The sequence below is a fragment of the Bradyrhizobium uaiense genome, assembly GCF_010811875.1.
Taxonomy (GTDB): domain Bacteria; phylum Pseudomonadota; class Alphaproteobacteria; order Rhizobiales; family Xanthobacteraceae; genus Bradyrhizobium; species Bradyrhizobium uaiense.
In genome coordinates this window covers 1-22,076 of the sequence record NZ_VKHP01000164.1, presented here as the reverse complement: position 1 = coordinate 22,076, position 22,076 = coordinate 1, and the positions used below count along the sequence as shown (strand labels likewise).

The following is a 22,076-nucleotide window of genomic DNA, read 5'->3' as shown; positions in this document are numbered from 1 at the left end:
CGCGCCTTCGCGCTGCGGCCGTAAATTCCCTTGTAAGCGTCAAAGAGAAACAACTCTGCGACCGATGGAGGCCTGAATTGGATACGACTGGGACAATCACATCATTTTCTTCCACACCGATGACGAGATTCTCGATCGGTGGCGACGTCTACGGAGTGCAGGATGCGAGCACGAGCTACAGCCTGACCAATCCTGACGCACAAACTCTGCGCTTCCAAGTCCAGCAGGGTGATCATGCCTGGTACGATGACTCATCTGTTGATCGCTCCGAGGTGTCAGGCGCGACCAACATTCCCGGCAACACTCCGCTCAACTTGAACTATCAGTTCATGGTGGAGGCGAATGGCCCCAATGGGTCATTTGTGAATACGGCAAGTGGCTGGTTCATCGTCGGACAAATGCACAATGATGATAACGCGAGCGGCGTGGGCACCTCGCCGCCGTTTGCGATCCAGCTTGAGGGCAATCATCTGCAGGTCGTCGCCAGATATGTCCAGCCGGGCCAGGATCCGAGCAACGGGGCCGGCAACGTACAGATGCTCACGCTCTGGACTGACCCCAATCCGATCCAGACGGGCGTGTATAACAACATTCAAATACAGGCCGACGTTTCGAACACTGGTGGCGGTTATTTGAAGGTCTCGATCAACGGGACACAGGTCGTGAACTACAGCGGCCCCCTGGGTTATGGGCAGGCCACCAATTGGGAATACGGAGTCTATCGGTCGACGGCGCCCGAGACCGTCGCGGTCGACTACCGAAACATGACGCTGTTGACGGGGACGGCGGCGACGTCGACTCCGACACAGCCAACCACACCGACGCAGCCGACCACACCCACTACCCCGAACGTCGCGCCGACGGTGACGCAGGCGTCCGCTTCGCCGGGGACCGGAACCGAGCATGTCGGCGATGTCGTCACGCTGACGCTCGGCTTGAGCGAGGCCGTGACCGTCAACGGTACGCCGACGCTGTCGCTCAATGATGGTGCCACCGCCACCTATATTAGCGGCTCCGGGACAAATACGCTCACGTTCCAGACGAAGGTCGCGTCGACCGATACGAGCACCTCGGCACTCGCCATCACCGGCGTCAATCTCGCGAACGGCGCGAGCATCACGGATTCCGGGGGGCTTGCCGCCAATCTCTCGGGCGCGGTGAAGACGTTCTCCGGTCTTCAGATCTCGACCACGCCCACCGTGCCGACGCAGCCAACCACACCGACGACGCCGACAACTCCGTCGACACCGACGGTGACTCAGCCGGTGCTCTCCGTCGCAGACAGTTCGCTCTCGGTGAACGGCAGAGGCGGTCATGTCGACCTGGGGACAACGCTCTCCACGACCGATCCCAACGATAAAGTGAGCCTGAACATCAAAGGGCTGCCGAAATATGAGACGATCACGACCGGCGATGGCACGACATTCAGGGGAGGCGACATCACTCTGAGCTCTGCGCAGGTCGCCAGCGGGTTGACGCTGACATCGTACTACAGAGGCAATGCCCATCCGGTCGCGACTCTTACCCTGACTGCGAGTGCGACCGACCCGGTTACGGGCGCTGTGACGTCGGCGACGCCACAGACCATCACCGTCACGGATCCTCGGCCGGCCGCAAGCTCAGGGAGCACGACAAACCAGGGCCACGGGCTGCACCACCACCACCACCTTGGGTCGGGCAGCAGCACACTGGCAGCGACCGTGCCGCAGACAACTTCTTTGCCGAATTACGATACGGCCAAAGGGTCCCAAGCGAGCCATAGTTTCGCGCTGCTGAACCAGTATCTGGCGGGTGGCTCTGGTCGGGTCGACGGGGGGCAGATCGCGGCAGCCATTTCGAATGGCGCCGCCTGGATGCAGAACTCGTTCCTGACGAAGCCGCACCACTAACGCCCTGCCGCACCCGGGTCCTTTGCGCCCGGGTGCGGCACCGTCAGCTTCCTGGACGCCCGAGCGGCAAAAGTGGTCGGTCAACACCGCGATGGGGATGGTGAAAACCAATCCACAACAGAGGATTGCCGGCTGCTGCCGTTTGACGGAAAATCGCCGCACGGCTTCCGATTCGACACTTCGTTGTGAGCGTAAGGGCGTCTGAGTTTAGGTCGGTTCTCAGGCACAACTTGTGTGTGCATAAATCACAATTCGAAAGTTTTTTCGCCATTTTTGCTCGTTAACCAGCCCGCTCAGCCAGTCGGGGGGGCAATTTTCAAGTATCCCGTAGTGCTGAAACCTCCTCGCGGTTCGGGGCCCTTATGCTTTGATGATTGCTTGCGCCGTTTTGGCGCGAGCAGGCGTGTGTCGCCTATCCCCGGATAAGCGACATTGGAATTCCATGTGCATGAAAAGGAACAACAACGCGGCCGCTTAGCCGCGAGGAGTAGAGTAAGGAAATGGCGATCCAGAACGGAAATGCCCACGTACCGCCAGATCTGGGGTTTCGAGCGCTGGCTCTGTTCCTGCGCCTTCATGGCGTGAACACTGAACCCGATCAACTCCGCGATCGCTGCGGAGATGAGGGGATAGGCATCCGCGCAATGCTTCGTTGCGCGCACGAATTCGGGGTCAAAGTCCGTGCGACGACAATGGATTGGCCGCGGCTGGCGGGCATCCAGCTGCCTGGAATCGCTTCGCTGCGTGACGGCGGATTTTTGCTTCTGGGAAAAATCGAGGACCAGGTGGCGCTTGTGCTGCACCCGACCTCGTCGCATCCGCGGCGGATGACGCGTGCGGAATTTGAAGCGATCTGGGACGGTGGCTTGATCACGCCCGGCTCACAGAACATCACGCACGGCGCACTCCATGCGCTCGCCGACGTCCGCGCTCGAGCAGTTGGCCTGGGTGCCGGCCTGATGCGCCACGCCGGTGGTCTCCTGGTGCTTGTGCGCGACGGCTTGACAAAGACCCGCGATGCCTTGCTGACGAAGGTACCCGGCATCCTGAAGCGGACGCGTCATGGCGCTTCCGGTGATGTTGCGGACGAGGCCGCGGATACCGGATACCCGGCTGAGGGCGCCGGCCCTGAAGACTTCGACGAGTCCGGGCTCATTGCGCTCGCGATCTTGCTGCGTTGCCATGGAATTGCTGCCGACCCGGCCCAAATCCACCACCGGGTGGGCGCGGCGCGCGTCGGCGTCACGGAAATCCTGCGCTGCGCCAAGGAGTTCGGGCTCAAAGCAAGGGTGCAACGGACGAGTTGGGACAGACTTGCGGTCACGCCGCTGCCGGGAATTGCACTGCTGCGCGACGGCAGCTTCCTGATCCTCGGCAAGCTCATCGACGGCAAGCTTCTCGTTCAGCGCCCGCTGTCTCCGCGCCCCGAAACACTTACCCAGGCCCAGCTTGAGGCGATCTGGGATGGTGGCCTCATCCTCATGGCGCGGCGGGCCAGCCTGACCGATCTCGCGCGACGCTTCGATATCGCCTGGTTCGTCGGCGCCATGCAGAAGTATCGCCGCCTGCTCAGCGAGGTGCTGGCGGCGTCGTTCTTCCTTCAGATCTTCGCCGTCGTCTCACCGCTGTTCTTCCAGGTGGTGATCGACAAGGTGCTGGTGCATCGAAGCATGAGCACGCTCGACGTTCTGGTCATCGGTCTTGTCGTGCTGACTGTGTTCGAAGCCGTTCTCGAGACGCTGCGCGTCTATCTGTTCGCGCATACGACAAACCGTATCGATGTCGAGCTAGGTGCCAGGCTGTTTCGCCACCTGATGGCGCTCCCGATCGCCTATTTCCAGACGCGCCGCGTCGGGGATTCCGTAGCTCGCGTCCGGGAGCTGGAGAATATCCGCCAGTTCCTGACGAGTTCGGCGCTGACGCTGGTCATCGACCTGCTGTTCACGGTCGTGTTCCTTGTGGTGATGTTCTATTACTCGACGACCTTGACCTGGATCGTGCTCGCATCCTTCCCGTTCTACATCGGGATATCGGCAGGAGCAGCTCCGCTGTTCCGCGCGCGCCTCGATGAGAAGTTCAATCGCGGCTCCGAGAATCAGGCCTTCCTGGTTGAAAGCGTCACCGGCGTCGAGACCTTGAAGGCCATGGCGGTCGAGCCACAGATGCAGCGCCGCTGGGAGGAGCAGCTCGCCGGCTATGTAGCCGCCAGCTTCCGCGTGCTCAGCCTGAACAACACGGCGAGCCAGGCAGTCCAGATGATCAACAAGCTGGTCATCGCCGCGACCCTTTACTTCGGCGCGCGGCTGGTCATTGGTGGGGAGCTGACGGTTGGCGAACTCGTCGCGTTCAACATGCTGGCTGCGCGCGTCAGCACGCCTGTGTTGCGGCTTGCGCAGGTCTGGCAGGACTTCCACCAGGCCCGTCTGTCGATCGATCGTCTCGGCGACATCCTCAACACCATTCCGGAGCCGAGCTTCACTCCGTCCCGCGCTGCTTTGCCGCCGATCCGCGGCCAAGTGAGGTTCGAGCACGCGACTTTCCGCTATCGCATTGATGGCCCCGAGGTGCTTCACGACGTGTCGTTCAACATCGAGCCGGGCCAAGTCATCGGTATCGTTGGCTCGTCGGGGTCGGGCAAGAGCACCATCACCAAGCTGATCCAGCGTCTCTACGTTCCGGAGAGCGGACGCGTACTGGTCGATGGCGTCGACCTCGCAATGGTCGACCTGAGCTGGCTACGGCGCCAGATCGGCGTGGTGCTGCAGGAAAACGTGCTGTTCAACTGCACGATCCGGGATAACATCGCGCTGACCGATCCGACCATGTCGATGGAGCGTGTCATCGAAGCGGCCATGCTGGCCGGGGCACACGACTTCATCCTGGAACTGCCCGAGGGTTACGACACCGTCGTGGGCGAGCGCGGTAGCAGCCTGTCCGGCGGACAACGCCAGCGTATCGCAATCGCGCGCGCGCTGATCACCGACCCGCGCATCCTGATTTTCGACGAGGCGACCAGCGCGCTGGACTACGAAAGTGAGCGCGCGATCCAGCAGAACATGAGGCGGATTTCCGCCGGACGGACCGTGATCGTGATCGCTCACCGGTTATCGACCGTACGGAATGCCAACCGGCTCATCACGCTCGAGCATGGCCGCATCGTCGAGGACGGCAGCCATGATGAGCTGATCCAGACCAACGGGCGTTACGCGAACCTTCATTACCTGCAGGCCGGTATCCATGACATCCGCTAGTCGCAACATCGTCCCGTTTCCGAGACGCGAACTTCGGCGCCGGGAACACGAACTCGCATTTCTGCCGGCGGCGCTCGAAATCGCCGAGTCGCCGCCGTCACCGATCGGGCGTGCGATCGGAGCGAGCATCATCGCAATGTTCTGCATCGCGCTGTTGTGGGCGACGCTCGGCAGTGTCGATATCGTCGCCACGGCGACCGGCAAGATCGTGCCCGGCGGCCGCACCAAGCTGATCCAGCCGTTCGAGACGGGTGTCGTCCGCGCCATCAAGGTCCGCGACGGCCAGAGCGTGAAGGCCGGGGACGTTCTGATCGAGCTCGACCCGACGATGACCGAAGCCGACCAGGAGCGCCAGAAGAGCGATCTGCTGGCGGCCGAACTCGACGCAGCGCGATTGCGGGCGGCGCTCGCACCCGATCCGCTCGCGGCCTTCCGTGCGCCGCAGAACGCCAGCGCCGCCGAGATCGAGATGCATCGCCAGTTCCTGATTAGCGAGCGCGCCGAGCAAAATGCCAAGCTTTCCGAAATCGAGCGGCAGCAGGGGCAGAAGGAGGCGGAACGAGAGACGACATCGGCGAGCGTTGCCAAGCTGGAAGCGACCATTCCCGTGCTGCAGGAGAGGGTCGATATCCGCAAGGGCCTCGTCGAAAAGGCACTGGCTTCGAAGGTCGTCTATCTATCCGAGTATCAGGAGTTGGTCGCCATGCAGCAGGATCTTGTGCTGCAGAAGAGCCGGCTGCGCGAAGCCGATGCGGCGATCGCGCTCCTGAAGGAAACAAAGGAAAAGGCTGCCGCCGAGTATCGCCGCGCGACCTATGACGCACTTGCGAAGGCCGAGCAGAAGGCTGCCAGTGCGGCGCAGGAGGTCGTCAAGGCGGATCGGCGCACGAAGCTCCAGCGTCTGACCGCGCCAGTCGATGGGGTCGTGCAGCAGCTTGCCGTTCATACGGTGGGCGGCGTTGTGACGCCAGCTCAGGCGCTCGCGGTGGTGGTCCCGAGCGAGAGCCAGCTCGAGATCGAGGCCATGCTCTCCAACCGCGATATCGGATTCGTCCATCCGGGGCAGGCGGCGGAGATCAAGATCGATACTTTCAACTTCACGCGCTACGGACTGCTTCACGGCGACGTGCTCAGCGTATCGACGGATGCCATCACGCGCGACAGGACGCAGGGGGCGAATGACCGCTCATCGGGCGCCACGATGAGCAGTAGCGAGCCGAAAGGTCAGGAGCTGGAATATGCCGCGCGCGTGTCGCTCGACCAGACCCACATGCAAGTGGAGGACAAGCTCGTCAAGCTCGGCCCGGGCATGGCGGTGACGGTCGAGATCAAGACGGGTACGCGCAGGATCATCAGCTACCTGCTTTCGCCGCTGGCGCGATACAAGCAGGAAGCCCTGCGGGAACGGTAAGCAGCCGTCCTGCCTAGGCTAATCCTTGTGGCGCCGGGCCAGGCCGGGCGCCACGCAGACCCGCGCTGCGGATGTTGGAACGGCCCGGATCGACGGTGACGCGACCCGGGCCGGCGCATCGCCACCGAGCTGTGGCAAGGCCCTAAGGCAACGGCTTTGCGGTCGTCGTTGAACGACTCGACGACCAGGCGTTCTCGCCTGCGGGCAATCGAGCCACGGCCTCATCCACTATCCCGCAGATCACTGGATCCGTTTGGGCACCCCGTGACAATGGGCATGGCGCGAGGTATCCGCCGCGGGACAACCTCTACGCCAAACCAGAGCCGGCGTGCTCCGGGGCATCCGTCAGCATCGTCCGCCGTAGAGCCGATCTCGCTGCTCTGAGGGCGCAAAACACGGCGCTCTGCCTCCAGACAGCCTCTCAACGCATTTTGGTTACTTCGGATTGTCCGCTGTTCAGCTAGCGAATTCGATGCCACTGTCGGGTATTTCAGTTCAAGGCAAGTGCTGATTGTAGTGAGACAGGTCAGCCGGGCATTCGGAGGGGCTAATCACCTTGTGCGGCTTCGTCGGCATATTCGAATTCACGGAATCGTTTGAAGCGGCGCGCAGCCGGGCGCTGGAGATGGCAAAGACGGTTCGTCACCGTGGGCCGGACTGGAGTGGCATTTATGCCAGCGAACGCGCGATGCTGGCTCACGAACGCCTTTCCATTGTCGACGTGGAGCACGGAGCCCAGCCCCTTCTCGACGTCGCCGCGGGCCGGGCGTTGGCTGTCAACGGGGAGATCTACAATCATGTTGCTCTGCGCGACGCACTGAAGCGGCCGCACGCTTGGAAAACGAAATCAGACTGCGAGATCATCCTGTATCTCTACGACGAGTACGGACCAGCTCTGTGCAAGATGCTGAGCGGGATTTTTTCGTTTGCCCTTTTCGACGAACGTACCGGCGAGTTTTTCGTCGCCCGAGACCACATCGGCATCGTGCCGCTTTATATCGGATGGAGTGGGGACGGCGTGACATATGTCGCAAGCGAAATGAAGGCTCTCGATCGGGTGTGCGAGACGATTCAGGAGTTTCCGCCCGGACATTACTATAGCGGCAAAGGCCGTGAATTCGTCAGATGGTATGATCCGGATTGGGCGCATGCATTTCCGACCAAAAAGGCGTCGTTGCACGACCTCCGGACTTCACTCGAAACCGCAGTCATACAGCAAATGATGTGCGACGTACCTTACGGGGTACTCATTTCTGGTGGGCTCGACTCCTCGCTCATCGCAGCGCTCGCAGCACGGCACCGCTTCAAGCGGATCGAGTCTGGGGAGACTGAGGAGGCTTGGTGGCCAAGACTACACTCGTTCTCCGTGGGTTTGGAAAACTCACCCGACATGAAGTATGCGCGAAAGGTGGCGGCTCACATCGGCACGGTCCATCATGAAGTTGTATTCACCGTGCAGGATGGGTTGGACGCGTTGCCCGACGTGATCCGGCATCTGGAAACATTCGACGTGACCACCATTCGTGCCGGCACGCCGATGTACCTTATGGCGCGTAAGATCAAGGCAATGGGCATCAAGATGGTGCTGTCCGGAGAAGGCGCTGACGAGGTATTCGGCGGCTATCTCTACTTCCACATGGCCCCGTCAGCAGAAGAATTCCACGAGGAAACTGTCCGAAAGCTCTTTGCGCTGAGCAGATACGATTGCTGTCGCGCGAACAAGGCAACCGCTGCTTGGGGGGTGGAAGCCCGTGTACCGTTCCTGGACAAGGAATTCCTAGATTACGCGATGTCGATAAACCCGGCCGAGAAAATGTGCCCCGGTGCGAAGATCGAAAAGGGCATATTGAGGGAAGCTTTCACCGACCTGTTGCCCCAGGAGATCTTGTGGCGTCAAAAGGAACAGTTTTCAGACGGAGTGGGGTACAGCTGGATCGAGTGCTTGAGGAATCATGCCGAAGGCAAAGTCTCGGATCAGATGTTCGCAGAGGCGGATAAGCGCTTTCCGAAGCAGACGCCGACCTCGAAGGAAGGATATTTCTATCGGACCATCTTTGACAGCATTTTCAAGAATCCGACGGCCTGCCTAACCGTCCCCGTCGGTCCCTCGATCGCGTGTTCGACGCCGACCGCGTTTCTCTGGTCCCAGCAGTTTGCGAGCATGGATGATCCATCTGGAAGGGCAGTGAAGGGCGTGCACATTGAGGCCATGGATGACACGTGAGCAGTTGGCAGCTCCGGCCGCGACGCCGCCGCCCGGGCCAGCAGTCTGCTGCGGACCAGATTGAGGAGATCGCTGCCAGTATCTCAACTTGCAGTGGCTGACCCGAACAGCCGCAGCTTCTTTTTTGGAAGGTTCGTAACGATCGTTCGTAGCGTCCGTTTTGCGTCACGGAGCTTCGCCTCGATGTGGCGTTCTGGACCGTCTCTGCCTATTGCGATCCACTTCATGGCATACTCGCTGTTTGCCAGATGGGCCTTGTGCCCGGCGACACCAGCCAGGAAGTCGTAGCCGCGTTCCCCGCGCGAGATGCTCTCCTCGATAGCCAGCACATGGCTTACGAGTCCGGGCTTGAGCCGGCCATCGCTCTCATAGAGAAAGCCGCTTTGATAGTTCAGGACGCGGCCGTCATGCACGAAATTGTACACAACCCCGATCGTCTGGTCGCCGACCAACGTCCGTGAGATGCGGACCGCTCCCGTGGGTACTCCGCGCGCGATGAGCTCCTCGTGGAACGGACGGAAGCCCGGATTGGCGAAAGCCCCTTTGCGTCCCCATCGCGACCGATGAAAGTCGCTCAACAGATCGAACGCGGCCAGGGCTTCGGTCGTCGTTTCCATGATCCGGAGTTCAAGGGGGCCTCGTTCGGCGTACAACCTCATGGCACGGCTCACGGCCTGGCGAGTGCTGCGGCCAAGTGTGGCGCGATAATCCTTCTTTTGCTGACGGACTTTCGCGAAATCTACCCACAAGGCCGTATCGGCCTGTTTCACCTCGCTAACGAGCCCAGCCCTGCCCGCGGCGCCGCAAGCGGCCAGTTCGACGTCTGCATCAATTCCGGAAAGCACCAGCTGGTCCGAGCGGCGCAAGTGGGACGTCAGCGCGTCGAGTCCTGCCGGGATAATGGTGTCCGGTTGCTCTGCAAGAATGCTATTGCACTCGATGAACAACCGGTCGAAACGGGTATTTCCCGATTCATTGAGCAGCCAACGTGCCCGCGCATGCGGCCCAAGACTCCAGGCTCTCCGCCGGCCAATAATCGCCAACCCGACGATCTTGCCTGACGACCGTGCTACGAGGACGTGCGGTTCGGTGCCATCCGGAATATGCCGTAGCCAAGTGCCGATCCAGAGCCAGGACAAAAAGAACGAGTGAGTGGCTCGAGCTTCGAGCTCCTTCCACGCGGCCTCAAGCCAGGCAACGCTCTTCAAGGCCTCCAGACTGACATCGGTGACGGCATTGGGCATGCTCATTCTTGTTCAACGCCAGATGACCGCAAGCGCGCTTTGATGAGAGAACTAGGATCCTGCCGCAATGATCGCGCACAATCCCATGATCGGGCAGGCCTGGTCACACACGTATCCTTCTGGCGGCCACGCCATTGGGCGTCTGTGACCGTCGCCTCGGCCGGGCGGATGGCGGTACTATATCTGGAATTCGACCTCAGTGCGGACCCTTTCTGGTTACCCACTCCTGCGACTTGTGCCTACGGCGCGACTGTGCCGAGGGGGCTGTGATCGGCCACCTTTCGGCTGGTGCGATACGCTTTGGCAGCTATCGCGCTTCGAGCGCGCCATTTCCGCAATCGTGAGATAGATCGACTACGACGGTCGAGATAGAGCCTGAGCGGAAGCTAGGAACGCTCCGAGTTGCTCCACCAAATCTGCCGCGATCGACTTGTCGACCATAAGAATTGTGGTGCCCGGTGTTTTGTCGGACGACCAAGCGCCCTGAGCGGAGATCGCAGCATGATCGGAGCGCACCTTCACAAGCACGCGAGTTCTTTCTACGTTGAGACGCTCGCCGACGAGATTAGTCCCCTCCACAGAGCCGCCGGCAGTTTGCCGGCCAACGGCGACGGGCGAAATCTCCAATATCGCCTGGGCCAACCAGATCGCATGCTTGTAGGGAATCGTCCAAATTGCTGAGCCATCATCGGCGTCAACATCAACTCTAAATGCCAGTCCGTCATCGGAGCTCTCAATCCCGAGAAAACCCCTGATGGTTTGCCGCTCAAGTGTGCCGTCTCGATTGGTCAACGCGGGCCTCAATTTTGCTTTCGCGATGGTGAGCGTTGCTATTCCGAATTCAACCTGTTTTCGAGTGAGCCGATCGCTCCGCAATTGGGCGGGACCGTCGCTCCCTAGGCCGGAGCGGCGATCCCTTATCGCACGATGTGTCTGGTCGGTGTGTCGTTGTCCGCCAATCCGCACGACTGGGGACATGGTAGATCGGCAAATGCCTGCGACAAATTGCCATTCTGAACTAGTCCGAACTAAGAGATCCAACAGCACGCCGCCTTTTGGGGCAAAGGTATTAGCGCGCTGCAACAATCGCAGAGGTGACGAAGTTCAAGAGCGACCTAACGTCATTGGTCGAGGTTTACCGCTACAACCTCCGAAGCGCCCTAGCCCAGCTCTCCCTGAGCTGGGCTCGCCGAGCGACGGACGTCGCTGCCGGGTCCACCGTGAGCACTTCTGACCTTGGCGACGCCACTGTGGATCCAGTCGTCGTCTGGCCACGGCAATGAAGAGGCCGCCGAGTGATGCGACCTCACATTCCCGCGCAAGAGCCGCCTTCAACCACCCCAGCACGCCGGCTGAAATACGGACCGCGCGCCGGTCGGTGCTGTCCAAGTAAGGCCACTCGCAGGAGCGGATTGGGCCATTGGCGCACCATCATTGGAACAACAATACCCCGTGTAACTCCGACGGGGTGAGTTCAGGCCCTAAGCCTTTACCCCGGTAACGGCCCCGGTCTATCGCCCAGATCGGGGCTGTTTCTATTCGGCGGAGCAGCAGCTGGTAGCCCGCCATCATGAGCGCAACAGTTTCCTGGCGCTGAAGGGCCAGGTGTTCAGTCCCGAGGGAGCCGCATCGCCGGCTTCGAACCGGTCGCGGCACCTCGATCTTTAGTAGAAACGCAATCTTTCTCGCGCAGCATCGTTCAAATTTGCATTGGTTATTGATGGGCTCGGAAATGATTGCTTTTCCCGACAGGCGAAAGTCTGTGCGTAATCCATCGCTGGACAATGGCTTGATCAGGTTCGGTGACTTGTCACTGTGCTGTATCGTCGGCGACATCACAGAGAGCGGCGCGGCGCTGAAGGCAGATGATCCGCCATCACCTCTTCCTGACCAATTCACGCTTATCGTTCCTCCTAGCAAGACTTACGCGTGCAACGTCGTTTGGCGAAAAGGCGCATGGGTTGGTGTCGCGTTTGCTACTGAGTGATACGGCGAACGCGCGAATGGCCGCAGGGCGGCTGCAACCTTATCGGCTGGGCAGGCAAGCCAGTGCGGGTTTGAACAGGCGCCGTCACCTTCTCAACGCGGGTGACGGCGTCTGATAGTTTCAGTTTGCTCGATCGAGGACGTAGGTCATGCAGTCTCGGCGTAGAGTACCGAGCCGAACCAAATGTAGAAGGCCGCCAAATGAGGCGGCCTTACTCTGCAGTCCCGGGATTTGGTTTCCGTCATTCAATTGGGCATCAGCCCCGGCGAAGACCTTCCGCTCAGGTGCGCACTTGTCTCTGCGTATCGGGCGAGCTTTATCAGCGCTTCCTTGGCTGCACAGGGGGCGAGGGCCGCGGCCTCGTTCCGTAGCTCTCTCGCTCGCTCTGCGAGCCGTGCTTCGAGAGTATCCCTCTGAACCACGCGTTGGCGTAATTGTCCCATGCGCTTTCCCTCGTCAGATCCCCACCCGGAGCTTACGATTCCAAGCCTTAACCGCGCGTAAAAGTTCTCCCGAGGACGGTGTTCTGAGACGCCAAGACGGCGCGAAGAGGGCGCCAAATGGGACAAATTGCGAATTGCTTGGCAAAGGGGAGACTTTGCAGAAAGCCCCAAGGGGGAGACGAACGCTGCACGTCCCCGAACCTTTCAAGCCAGCGAAATGTCTTTGTTCTGATCCGACATCTGGCGGTTGAGAGCGTGCTCCCATGACCCGGCGAGTCGTTCCGGGGCGGGATGGTGTGTCGATCGCGCAACGTCTCGATAGTTTCGCGGGGTTTCGGACGTGTTTGGGCTTCACGTCGTTGCCGATTCGTCGTTTAGTCATGACGGACCTTCGGCGGCGATTTTATTTCCAAGACGTTCATTTGAGATCGGGTCCAAGAGGTCGCTGTCCAGCGCCAGCGGCCTCTTCGTTTTGCTTCATTGAATTGCAAGGACCGTCCAATGCCGATCCAGGTGTGGGCCGTTGCTGCTTCGATCGGCTGGACAGCCGTTGTGGGCACGATGCTGCTGTATATGATCTTCGGCCCCGGCTAGCATGCTTAAGTGCTGGCACCGGCCACCGCGGGAAACGCTCGGGCCTTCCGGCTATTCGCAGAATTTTGGCAGTAAACGGCAGGCATGGGCCGCCGCTTCTCATTGTCGCCATGCTAGCTCATTTTTTTTGCCATACTCCTTAACTAACCCAATCAAGGCTAGCAGTCGGGGGGCAATCCCACTGCAACAGAATGTGTTGGCGGTCACCGCGATACATTGGAAATCCGCTCGTGGCGTAAGGCGTTGCGAGCGCGTGGTATGTCGCGCGCCTTCGCGCTGCGGCCGTAAATTCCCTTGTAAGCGTCAAAGAGAAACAACTCTGCGACCGATGGAGGCCTGAATTGGATACGACTGGGACAATCACATCATTTTCTTCCACACCGATGACGAGGTTTTCGATCGGTGGCGACGTCTACGGAGTACAGGACGCGAGCACGAGCTACAGCCTGACCAATCCTGACGCACAAACGCTGCGCTTCCAGGTCCAGCAGGGTGATCATGCCTGGTACGATGACTCATCTGTTGATCGCTCCGAGGTGTCAGGCGCGACCAACATTCCCGGCAACACTCCGCTCAACTTGAACTATCAGTTCATGGTGGAGGCGAATGGCCCCAATGGGTCATTTGTGAATACCGCAAGTGGCTGGTTCATCGTCGGACAAATGCACAATGATGATAACGCGAGCGGCGTGGGCACCTCGCCGCCGTTTGCGATCCAGCTTGAGGGCAATCATCTGCAGGTCGTCGCCAGATATGTCCAGCCGGGCCAGGATCCGAGCAACGGGGCCGGCAACGTACAGATGCTCACGCTCTGGACTGACCCCAATCCGATCCAGACGGGCGTGTATAACAACATTCAAATCCAGGCCGACGTTTCGAACACTGGTGGCGGTTATTTGAAGGTCTCGATCAACGGGACACAGGTCGTGAACTACAGCGGCCCCCTGGGTTATGGGCAGGCCACCAATTGGGAATATGGAGTCTATCGGTCGACGGCGCCCGAGACCGTCGCGGTCGACTACCGAAACATGACGCTGTTGACGGGATCGTCGGCGACTGTCACGTCGCCGACGACTCCGACACAGCCAACCACCACGACCACGGCCACCACCGCAACTGGCAGCCCGGCCACCATTGCCACGCCGGCTGTAGCACAGGACACCACTTCGCCGGCGACCGCGATCGTCGCCCCGGCGGCAGCTGCTACAACGGCCGACCCCAGCGTCCTGAGCGCCATGGGACTAGCGCCGACATCGGCGTCCGGTTGGTCGACGCCAGCGGCCGTCGCGTCGGCTGGAAGCGCGGCAAGCCCGGATTTTTCGCCTTTCGGATTTGGCACCAGTGCGCTGGCCGCCGCGCCGCCGACGACCGATTGGTGGGGAGATCAAGGCACGGCCGCCGCGTCTCAGGCAAGCAGCAGCTTTGCGCTGCTGAACCAGTATCTGGCGGGTGGCTCCGGTCAGGCCAATGGCGGTATGATCGCTGTAGCCATGAGTGGCAGTGCTTGGACACAGAACTCGTTCCTGACCAAGCCTCAGAGCTAAGGGATTGCCGGGCCGCTCGCGATCATCTGCGGCGGGCCGGTCCTCCTACGTGGCACCTCAGGCAAATCGGCCGTTCTTGGCCCAACGGGTTCGCATGTAAGACCCGCTCTCGCGGTATTCGAACTGCCCGTGATCTTTTGCGTACCGCAGTTCAGCTTGTGTCGCCTTGTCCTGATGAAGCATGGCTAGTTGATCTTCTCGATGAAGCGTTCTTCAGTTCTTCGCGAGGCGAAACTGCAGGAGCCTAAGGCGACATCGACGCAAGACATTTGCCGGCGACACGCAGCAAGTGAGGCGCTTTTCCCGGCCGTCCCACCTCGTTGTTCGGCGTTCTTCAGTGTGGATATTTACCAAAATGAGTACCGCATATTAGGTCAGCAAAACTTCCCGAAAGCAGTCAAATCTCGCTGTTAACCTGGAGCATCCCTGGAGAGGACTGTGGATCGGCTGGCTATCATCGCACTGGCAATCGTAATCGCGGGGCTTCTGAGCGGCGGCGTCTATTCGGTATCGAGTTCAGGCCTCAGCACTGCAATAGTCATCAATCGCTTCACCGGCGCAGCGTGGTCGTGCAGCGTCGTTTGCGAAGTCATCGAAACACGTCGGACTTCAAAATGAGGCATTTTGGCTTCGACGCGCGCATGATCCGCGGCGCCGGGCACGCCGACTGATTTCGCTTATGCGGAGAGCTTACCCGTAGGTTGAGGTGCGGATCAGGGCTGAGGCCACCGTCTCGACAGGTCTGGCCAAAATCGCCAAGCTAGGTGTGGCCCGATTCTGAGATGGCGCAGTCGCGCCTACGGCGGTCGCTGGCTCGTTTTTATCACCGGACAGACATTCCCCCCGGAAACGTTGTTTGTGGCCATTGGCTGCGTCCGTAAGGGAGACGATGAGCCAGTTCCTCGACACGACCGACGCCGACGTTTCCTCAAACGACGCCGAACCGTCCTCGGCTTCCAGGAAGAGCCCCGGAAGGGAACGCTCAGCAGGACCAAGCGGGGGCGCCCTGGGGTGCTGCTCGCCCCGAGCGGCATGGACGGCGAGACAGCCGGCCTGCCAGGCCGCACCGCCCTGGAGCAAGGTTAGGGTAGCCCGACCAACTGGCCGAACCGCTGCCTCGGATCATGGCTGGCGGAGGATCGGCGTTTCTTGCAGGGCTGGTTGGAGCGAGCCATCGCCTTCGAGCGCCAGCGACCAGACTCCCGTGGTCGGCACCGAGGGCAGGACGTACGATGACGGCAATGAGAGGTTGATAGGCGGTCTGACAGCGGCAGCTCAAGCACCCGACGACCGCACGCGATGCGACGGGATGACGACTATTCGGGTCCTGCCGTCACTCGCCATCTAGCCGCCGCGATAGCCTTTCGGGTTCTGCATCTGCCAGCGCCAATGATCTGTGCACATCTCAGTGAGTGATCGCTTTGAGGTCCAGCCCAGCAGGTTTTCAGCGAGCGTCGGATCCGCGTAGCAGATTGCGACATCACCGCCCCTGCGTTGGTCAATCACATACGGAACGGGCCGGCCACTCACGGTCTCGAATGTTTTGACCACCTCCAGGACGCTGCTGCCGCTACCCGTTCCGAGATTGATGGTCAAAACGCCGGGCTGTCCCAGCTCGCGCAAGGCGCTCAGATGTCCGGATGCAAGATCGACGACATGAATGAAGTCGCGGATGCCGGTGCCATCCGGAGTATCGTAGTCATTTCCCCAAACGTGCAGTTTCTCACGTCGTCCGATGGCAACTTGCGCCACAAGTGGCAGCAAATTGTTGGGTACGCCGAGCGGGTCTTCTCCGATGAGCCCGCTTTCGTGGGCGCCAACCGGATTGAAATAGCGCAGGATGGCGATCCGCCAACCACTGTCGGACCCATGGAGATCTCTCAGAATCTCTTCGACAAAATACTTTGTGCGGCCATACGGATTTATTGGGCCTACGGGATGCTTCTCGTCCAGCGGCAGGTAGGCGGGCACTCCATAAACCGTTGCGGAGGAACTAAAGACCAGTGTTTTCACATCGGCACGCGACATCGCCGACACCAGCCGCATCGTCCCCACGACGTTGTTTTGGTAGTAAGTCATGGGTTGAGCGCTGGACTCACCGACCGCCTTGAGCCCGGCAAGGTGAATGACCGCGGTCACGCCGTGAGTGCGCAGGATCTCGTAAACCGCATCCTCGTTGCAGATATCGACATGACGGAATACGAGCGATCGCCCGCAGATGGCCTGTACCCGCTCAAGCGAAGCGCGATTGCTGTTGCAAAGATTGTCGACCGCAACGACATCCAGCCCGGCGTCGAGGAGGGCGACCGCGATATGTGACCCGATATAGCCGGCGCCTCCGGTCAACAGGATCATTCTGATTCCATTTCCATTCCGCGTCTGCACGCGCACGATCGCCAGGCATTTGCAGCTGTCCTGGCGACGCCCGCGTCAAGCGTTTGCACCAACACCAGGGCGGCCGGCACCAATGGTGCCGATCGCCACATCGATGGGTGCCACATCCATCGATGTGGCACGAACTTCAGCTCAAGATATCCGGCCGAAAACTTCGCGGTAGGTTGCCGAACCAATTTCGGCTATTTCCGCAGTCGGATCGCTCCCTCGGCCTTCGAACCGATGTCCTTGCGGGCGTGACCGTTGGTCAGAGGCACTTCGAAGTAGTTCACCGCATGGTCGATCGCAGCGAGCGGCGCGGGCCGGCCTGTCCTCGCCATCTTGGGAAGTTCTCTCTTCGGTGGGAGGAGGCGCTCGGTTGCGCTAGCTGCCGGGAGCGCCGTTCCGCTGGATGGCCAAGCTGTAGGTCGATGGTTCAATCCCCAGATCGCCGCCTGTGTTCTGTTCTGAACACGAATCTTGCGGAGGATCGCCTTGATGTGAACCTTCACCGTGGCTTCCGCGATATTGATCTTGCGTGCGATGCACTTGTTGGAATCGCCTTCGATCAGACACTGGAGGATTGAGATTTCTCGCGGCGAAAGCTGCTGCGCAAGCCTACTTTCACCGTCTGCAGTGCCACGACTATCGTCGACGAGTGCAGGGGCACCGTCCGCGTCACGCGTCTCGACATCAAGAGCGGACGTCAAGAAGTCGGTCGGAAATACCGTCCCACCCATCATGACGAGCTCGATGGACTTGATGAACGCATCGCAGTTCATCACGTCGATGAAATAACCGGTGGCACCGGCTCGGATTGCGGCAGTTAACTCGCTCCGTCGATAGTGATCTGCGACGACGGCAATGCGTCCGTCGGCGTGACGGCGCTTGAAACTCTCGATCTGCTCGATTGTAGGGCCGAAATCATCGCCGCTATGAACGATCAGGAAGAGTGCCGGGCAAACCGAAGCACCTTCGACATTGGCCTTGCCAGGCAAACCATCGGCATCGGCCATTGAGGCTAACACTTGAAAATTTTCGGAATTCAGAATTCTGGCGAGACCTTCTTTCCGAAGACTGTTTTCACCACCAAGTACAATAGAAAAAGAATACTGCCGTCTCATGGAACTCTCCTGGACGCTACATCAATATAAAATATGCAACAGGCTCATCGGTTTAGTCCGACTCGTTTCTTGGATGGCTTGCCAAGCCAAAACAGCGACGCATTGAAACTGCTTCGTCAGATTTCGATCGCTTGGACAGAGATCTGGGGCGAAAAAAGCCCTGAGCATGCGTCAAAAGATTTACTAACATTAGATGCTAATCCCCAATATCCATATATGCCGTTGGTTATAGGCGATGTTTGGATGTCGCCCGTAATATTCAGGCCGGAATTCTACGGGTGCGACCTCCGGAGACGAGCTAAATCGCGCTCGCTTTGGGCGATGTCAATGCCGTGCGCTATTTAAGATTGTAACCTTGCGGAATTCGGTCTAGCCGTGATGACAAAATTTTAGTTGAATGCCTCAAATTGAAGTAGCTTAGGAGCGATATTGGGGTGCCGATTTGAACTGGGGGGACTGAGGATTGGCAGAAAATGCATTTCAGTCGTGTGGTCATTGCTAGCAGATATCCCGTCGTTTTGTTGGGTCTGAACTGTCTTCTGGAAGCGGAGCGCGATTTCGGAGTTGCTGCTCGATGCAGCGATAGTGCGAGTTGCTTAAATGCAATTCGCGCTCTCGTGCCCGATATCGCCATTTTGGACATATCGATGCCTGACATTTTTGGGCAGGCATTGCTCAATATCGCAAATTCCCGGGCTCCTGCTGTTCGGCTCGTGTTCCTCGCAACCTCGGTTGAGGATCGCGACCTCGCCATGTTGGCAGAAGTGGGGGCCTCTGGTGTTATCCTGGCCGACGAGGAGCCCGAAACTCTTCTCCAGACATTGCGGCAAGTCGCGGACGGCCACAGGATGCTGCCCGCGCCCTCGAGCGAGGTCGCTATCTCTCCTGGGCAGTCCGCGATCGCGGAGAAGCATCTTTCCGTACTGACGGACCGGGAGCGTCAGATCATGCGTCTGGTATCGGAGGGATTGTCAAACAAGGAGATTGGCCGTCGTTTGAAGGTAACTGACGGCACGATCAAGGTTCATCTGAACCACATCTTTCGCAAGCTGGAGATCGGCAACAGGACGGCTCTTGCTACGCTCGCGGTCTCATATGCAGGGCAAAGCAGCTTGCCTTCCGATTAGCACGCAAGCTTTTTGACCCAATACGATATCAACCGACCTGGCGCTCGGCTGCGCCGGGGATTGTATGAGTCTTTGCGCAGCGACTAGCCCAAGACAGACATTCATCGAGACAGCGCGCGAACCCGTCAGCGCGTCAGTTAGGCAGGACGCCAATGCGAGCGAACGTCAGGGGCCTCTAGGTCTTTTGATGTAGCCCATCCATACATCTAAATATCCATCAGAGCTCCTTGTTTTCGCGCTTACGTGATTGTTCAATCGAAGAAATCCGCGTGAACGGGAGCTGCCGCTCCAGAAGGAATGCTCCGGCGCGCACGAGCGCTCCTGCGATCGGAATCCACGTATGACGCTTGACTGGCCTGAACTCGACCTTACCCGACTTTCCGGCGCGGGCGGGGCCGATGGTCGTTGCGCGTTGGCTTCGCGCCAGAAATTTCATGCTGCCTTGGCCAGCTCGGGGCCTGGATTGTTGCAGCCCGCCGAATCCGACGTCAGTCAGACTCTTGTCGCGCCGGCAGCGTCCTTTTCGAGCCTCCTTGATAGAGGAGTTGAGCTGAGGGCCGGGATCATGGTGCCGGTTCTCGAGGATGATTGCCTGGAAGTTCTCGCATGCATGCTCGATCTGAAGCACGATATCATTCGCGGGATGGGTGCCGTCCTCAACGAAGCGGAACGTAGGCGCGCAGCAGGGTTGAAGTTGGGGCGGGACCGCCGCCGCTTCATTGCTTGCCGCGGACAGCTGCGCCGGATCCTCGCTGCCAGGTTGGGAATCTCGCCGTCCGACGTCGAACTGGAATATGGACGGTTGGGCAAACCTCGCCTCTCACACCGAATGCCTTCGCGCGATTTGCGCTTCAGCGTCTCTCGATCCGGAGACGTGGCAGTCATCGCGCTCTCGACCGGGCGAGAGGTCGGAGTGGATATTGAGGCAGTGCTTCCCGTGCCCGAAGCGGACGAGATCGCCGCGCTGTGCTTCTCCGCCTCCGACTACGAATCCTATGCCGCCCTCGGTCCGGACAACCGGCTGGAAGGCTTCTTCCGGCGTTGGACCCGGCTGGAGGCTATCTCCAAGGGCCAGGGATGCGGCCTGGGACACCCCGGCTCTTCGGACGACGAGGATTGGGTTGTCCGAAGTTTCGTACCTCAAACGGGGTATCTCGGGTGCGTGGTCGTTCGGAAATGAATGGTTGTCCGGACTGGAGTATCCGCGATGTAATCATTCACTGAGGATGGCGAGGAGCTTGGCCAACTTGTTGGAAAGCACCGAACTTCAATCGAAACCGCGCCTGTTCGAGATACCTCGCGGTCGCAGTAGGGAGCATGGGAATAGCCTATGCACGCGCGCGTGACGCAGTTTTCGGAGCTGCTTGCAGACCTCGCGGTCAAGGACATCAAGGTCTGGGTCGAGGGCGACCGGCTGCGTTGCAGCGCACCGGCTGGTGCGATGACGACGGAGCTGCGCGATCAATTGCAGGGACGGAAAGGTGAGATCATTGCCTTTCTGAACATGGCTACCGCCGCGGCCACGCAACAGCCCGCGATCATTCCGTTGCAGTCGCGCGGAACACGCACACCAATTTACGCTGTACCGGGGCATGTCGGAGCACCCTTCTCATTCTCGGACCTGTCGAAGCACCTGGGCGGCGATCAACCGTTCTACGCGCTTCAGCCGCCTGGCTTCGACGGGCAGAGCACGCCGATGGACCGCGTCGAAGATATCGCAGAGTATTTCGCTCGCCAGATCATTCAGTATCAGCCGGTCGGTCCGTACATCATCGCCGGATACTGCTCAGGCGGTCCAACAGCCTTCGAACTGGCCAAAATCCTCGCAAAGCGCGGAGCGGACGTTCCGTGCGTCGCCCTCTTTGGTCCTCTTCACCCCAGCACCCATCAGGAATTTCTGCGTCTGCTGTACTTCACTGCCTGGGGGACGATCCGATCGGTCCGGCGATCGGTGGCGAAGTTGCCGACCTTTGGCGCTCGCCTTCGATACTTCGGCAGTCGCCTTCGCGAGCGCGCCTTGATGCCGCTCGTTCGCAAGGAGCCTGTCACGACGGACCCGGTGCTGGCCAGCAGAGCTCTGCTCAAATCCACGGCGATGACGGCATTTCGGCGGTACACCCCGACTCCGTACGCAGGCCGCCTTTGCATATTCCTTCCGAACAAGGCCTGGTTGCGATCGGGCGCGGCACCTCATCGATGGCGGCTCGTGGCGCCCGATGCCGAGTTCTATTTCGGTCCCGATGACTGCGACGAAGTCTCCATGCTGGAAGAGCCTGACGCACCTGCCGTCGCAGAGCTCTATCGCCGGGCAACCCAGAAGCTCGGAGATTGACGTGATTCGATTTTCAAACTTGCCGGATGGGAGCGTATTTCATGAATGAAGTCCGACCTATCGTGGCGGAGAGCGTGGCGCTTCCTCTGCTGCAAGATGTCGATCATCGGGCGCTGGTCGTCGATTACAACGCCACGACGGCGCATTACCCATCGGACAGGACGATCATCGATCTCTTCCACGATCAGGTGATGCTCAGCCCTGACGCTGAAGCGATCCGCTTTGGCGATGCAATGCTGACATACCGGCAGCTCGACGAACGCTCCAACCAGATGGCCGCGCATCTGGGCTCAAAGGGCGTGGGCTCAGGGCGGATCATCGTTGTCTTCATGGAACACTCCATCGAAGTCGTTGTCGCAATCCTGGGTGTTCTCAAGGCTGGCGCAGCTTATGTGCCGATTGATGCGGCGACGCCGAAAGGGCGCATTGCTACGATCCTGAAAGACATTTCCGACGGGACGGGTGGGCAGACGCCGGTGGCGATCACTCAGGCGCGTCTGCGATCCGCCATAGCGCCGGACCTTGCCGACATC

At 59.9% G+C, this 22,076-nt stretch carries 15 protein-coding genes; 10 read left to right on the top strand and 5 right to left on the bottom strand.

What is annotated here, in order from left to right; all coding sequences use genetic code 11:
* The 4 genes from FNJ47_RS31005 to asnB form a co-directional block, all read left to right on the top strand.
* Positions 1–1,889: heparin lyase I family protein (locus FNJ47_RS31005; protein ID WP_206685362.1), on the top strand; the 1,889-nt coding region annotated here is incomplete at its 5' end.
* A gap of 500 nt (positions 1,890–2,389) precedes the next feature.
* Positions 2,390–5,140: a type I secretion system permease/ATPase gene (locus tag FNJ47_RS31000; protein ID WP_163159747.1), complete on the top strand. Its 2,751-nt coding sequence runs from the start codon at positions 2,390–2,392 to the stop codon at positions 5,138–5,140.
* Positions 5,127–6,551, top strand: coding sequence for an HlyD family type I secretion periplasmic adaptor subunit (locus tag FNJ47_RS30995; protein ID WP_163159746.1), 1,425 nt, complete (start codon positions 5,127–5,129; stop codon positions 6,549–6,551). Before FNJ47_RS31000 ends, FNJ47_RS30995 begins: the two co-directional genes overlap by 14 nt.
* A 556-nt stretch (positions 6,552–7,107) precedes the next feature.
* Positions 7,108–8,775 (top strand): asparagine synthase B, encoded by a 1,668-nt coding sequence (asnB, locus tag FNJ47_RS30990; RefSeq protein ID WP_163159745.1) that lies wholly within the window; start codon positions 7,108–7,110, stop codon positions 8,773–8,775.
* A gap of 83 nt (positions 8,776–8,858) precedes the next feature.
* On the opposite strand, the gene FNJ47_RS30985 is transcribed toward asnB, so the two are convergent.
* Together FNJ47_RS30985 and FNJ47_RS30980 are read right to left on the bottom strand one after the other, a co-directional pair.
* On the bottom strand, positions 8,859–10,019 hold the full coding sequence (locus FNJ47_RS30985; RefSeq protein WP_236000189.1) for a GNAT family N-acetyltransferase: 1,161 nt from the start codon (positions 10,017–10,019) through the stop codon (positions 8,859–8,861).
* A 354-nt stretch (positions 10,020–10,373) separates the two neighbouring features.
* Positions 10,374–10,811 (bottom strand): hypothetical protein, encoded by a 438-nt coding sequence (locus FNJ47_RS30980; protein ID WP_163159743.1) that lies wholly within the window; start codon positions 10,809–10,811, stop codon positions 10,374–10,376.
* A gap of 928 nt (positions 10,812–11,739) precedes the next feature.
* Between FNJ47_RS30980 and FNJ47_RS54800 the strand changes: the two genes are divergently transcribed.
* Positions 11,740–12,006, top strand: a complete 267-nt coding sequence (locus FNJ47_RS54800) for a PilZ domain-containing protein (protein WP_430649427.1) — start codon at positions 11,740–11,742, stop codon at positions 12,004–12,006.
* Between the two features lie 1,378 nt (positions 12,007–13,384).
* Positions 13,385–14,587 carry a heparin lyase I family protein gene (locus tag FNJ47_RS30975; protein WP_163159742.1) on the top strand — a complete coding sequence of 401 codons (1,203 nt, stop codon included), beginning with the start codon at positions 13,385–13,387 and terminating at the stop codon, positions 14,585–14,587.
* A 1,344-nt stretch (positions 14,588–15,931) separates the two neighbouring features.
* Here FNJ47_RS30975 and galE read toward each other — a convergent pair.
* Positions 15,932–16,942: a UDP-glucose 4-epimerase GalE gene (galE, locus tag FNJ47_RS30970; protein WP_163159741.1), complete on the bottom strand. Its 1,011-nt coding sequence runs from the start codon at positions 16,940–16,942 to the stop codon at positions 15,932–15,934.
* Between the two features lie 221 nt (positions 16,943–17,163).
* The gene (locus FNJ47_RS30965; RefSeq protein WP_163159740.1) at positions 17,164–18,084 is read right to left on the bottom strand and encodes a LuxR C-terminal-related transcriptional regulator; all 921 of its coding nucleotides are present in this window, start codon (positions 18,082–18,084) and stop codon (positions 17,164–17,166) included.
* Positions 18,085–18,557: 473 nt separating this feature from the next.
* Here FNJ47_RS30965 and FNJ47_RS30960 point away from each other — a divergent pair, with 473 nt between their 5' ends.
* On the top strand, positions 18,558–19,211 hold the full coding sequence (locus tag FNJ47_RS30960) for a LuxR C-terminal-related transcriptional regulator (protein ID WP_236000188.1): 654 nt from the start codon (positions 18,558–18,560) through the stop codon (positions 19,209–19,211).
* Between the two features lie 217 nt (positions 19,212–19,428).
* Here FNJ47_RS30960 and FNJ47_RS30955 read toward each other — a convergent pair whose 3' ends face one another.
* The gene (locus FNJ47_RS30955; protein ID WP_163159737.1) at positions 19,429–19,839 is read right to left on the bottom strand and encodes a hypothetical protein; all 411 of its coding nucleotides are present in this window, start codon (positions 19,837–19,839) and stop codon (positions 19,429–19,431) included.
* Between FNJ47_RS30955 and FNJ47_RS30950 the strand changes: the two genes are divergently transcribed.
* The 3 genes from FNJ47_RS30950 to FNJ47_RS30940 all read left to right on the top strand — a co-directional run.
* Positions 19,822–20,391 carry a 4'-phosphopantetheinyl transferase family protein gene (locus FNJ47_RS30950; protein ID WP_236000187.1) on the top strand — a complete coding sequence of 190 codons (570 nt, stop codon included), beginning with the start codon at positions 19,822–19,824 and terminating at the stop codon, positions 20,389–20,391. The genes FNJ47_RS30955 and FNJ47_RS30950 overlap by 18 nt on opposite strands.
* Before the next feature lie 150 nt (positions 20,392–20,541).
* The gene (locus FNJ47_RS30945) at positions 20,542–21,543 is read left to right on the top strand and encodes a thioesterase domain-containing protein (protein ID WP_163159739.1); all 1,002 of its coding nucleotides are present in this window, start codon (positions 20,542–20,544) and stop codon (positions 21,541–21,543) included.
* 41 nt (positions 21,544–21,584) lie between these two features.
* Positions 21,585–22,076: AMP-binding protein (locus FNJ47_RS30940; protein ID WP_236000186.1), on the top strand; the 492-nt coding region annotated here is incomplete at its 3' end.

Coding starts and splice junctions, on each gene's coding strand:
- galE (WP_163159741.1), bottom strand. CDS start 16,942: ATGATCCTGTTGACCGGAGGCGCCGGCTATATCGGGTCACATATCGCG.
- FNJ47_RS30995 (WP_163159746.1), top strand. CDS start 5,127: ATGACATCCGCTAGTCGCAACATCGTCCCGTTTCCGAGACGCGAACTT.
- FNJ47_RS30965 (WP_163159740.1), bottom strand. CDS start 18,084: ATGAGACGGCAGTATTCTTTTTCTATTGTACTTGGTGGTGAAAACAGT.
- FNJ47_RS31000 (WP_163159747.1), top strand. CDS start 2,390: ATGGCGATCCAGAACGGAAATGCCCACGTACCGCCAGATCTGGGGTTT.
- FNJ47_RS54800 (WP_430649427.1), top strand. CDS start 11,740: ATGGGCTCGGAAATGATTGCTTTTCCCGACAGGCGAAAGTCTGTGCGT.
- FNJ47_RS30945 (WP_163159739.1), top strand. CDS start 20,542: ATGCACGCGCGCGTGACGCAGTTTTCGGAGCTGCTTGCAGACCTCGCG.
- FNJ47_RS30960 (WP_236000188.1), top strand. CDS start 18,558: ATGCATTTCAGTCGTGTGGTCATTGCTAGCAGATATCCCGTCGTTTTG.
- FNJ47_RS30950 (WP_236000187.1), top strand. CDS start 19,822: ATGCTCGATCTGAAGCACGATATCATTCGCGGGATGGGTGCCGTCCTC.
- FNJ47_RS30985 (WP_236000189.1), bottom strand. CDS start 10,019: ATGCCCAATGCCGTCACCGATGTCAGTCTGGAGGCCTTGAAGAGCGTT.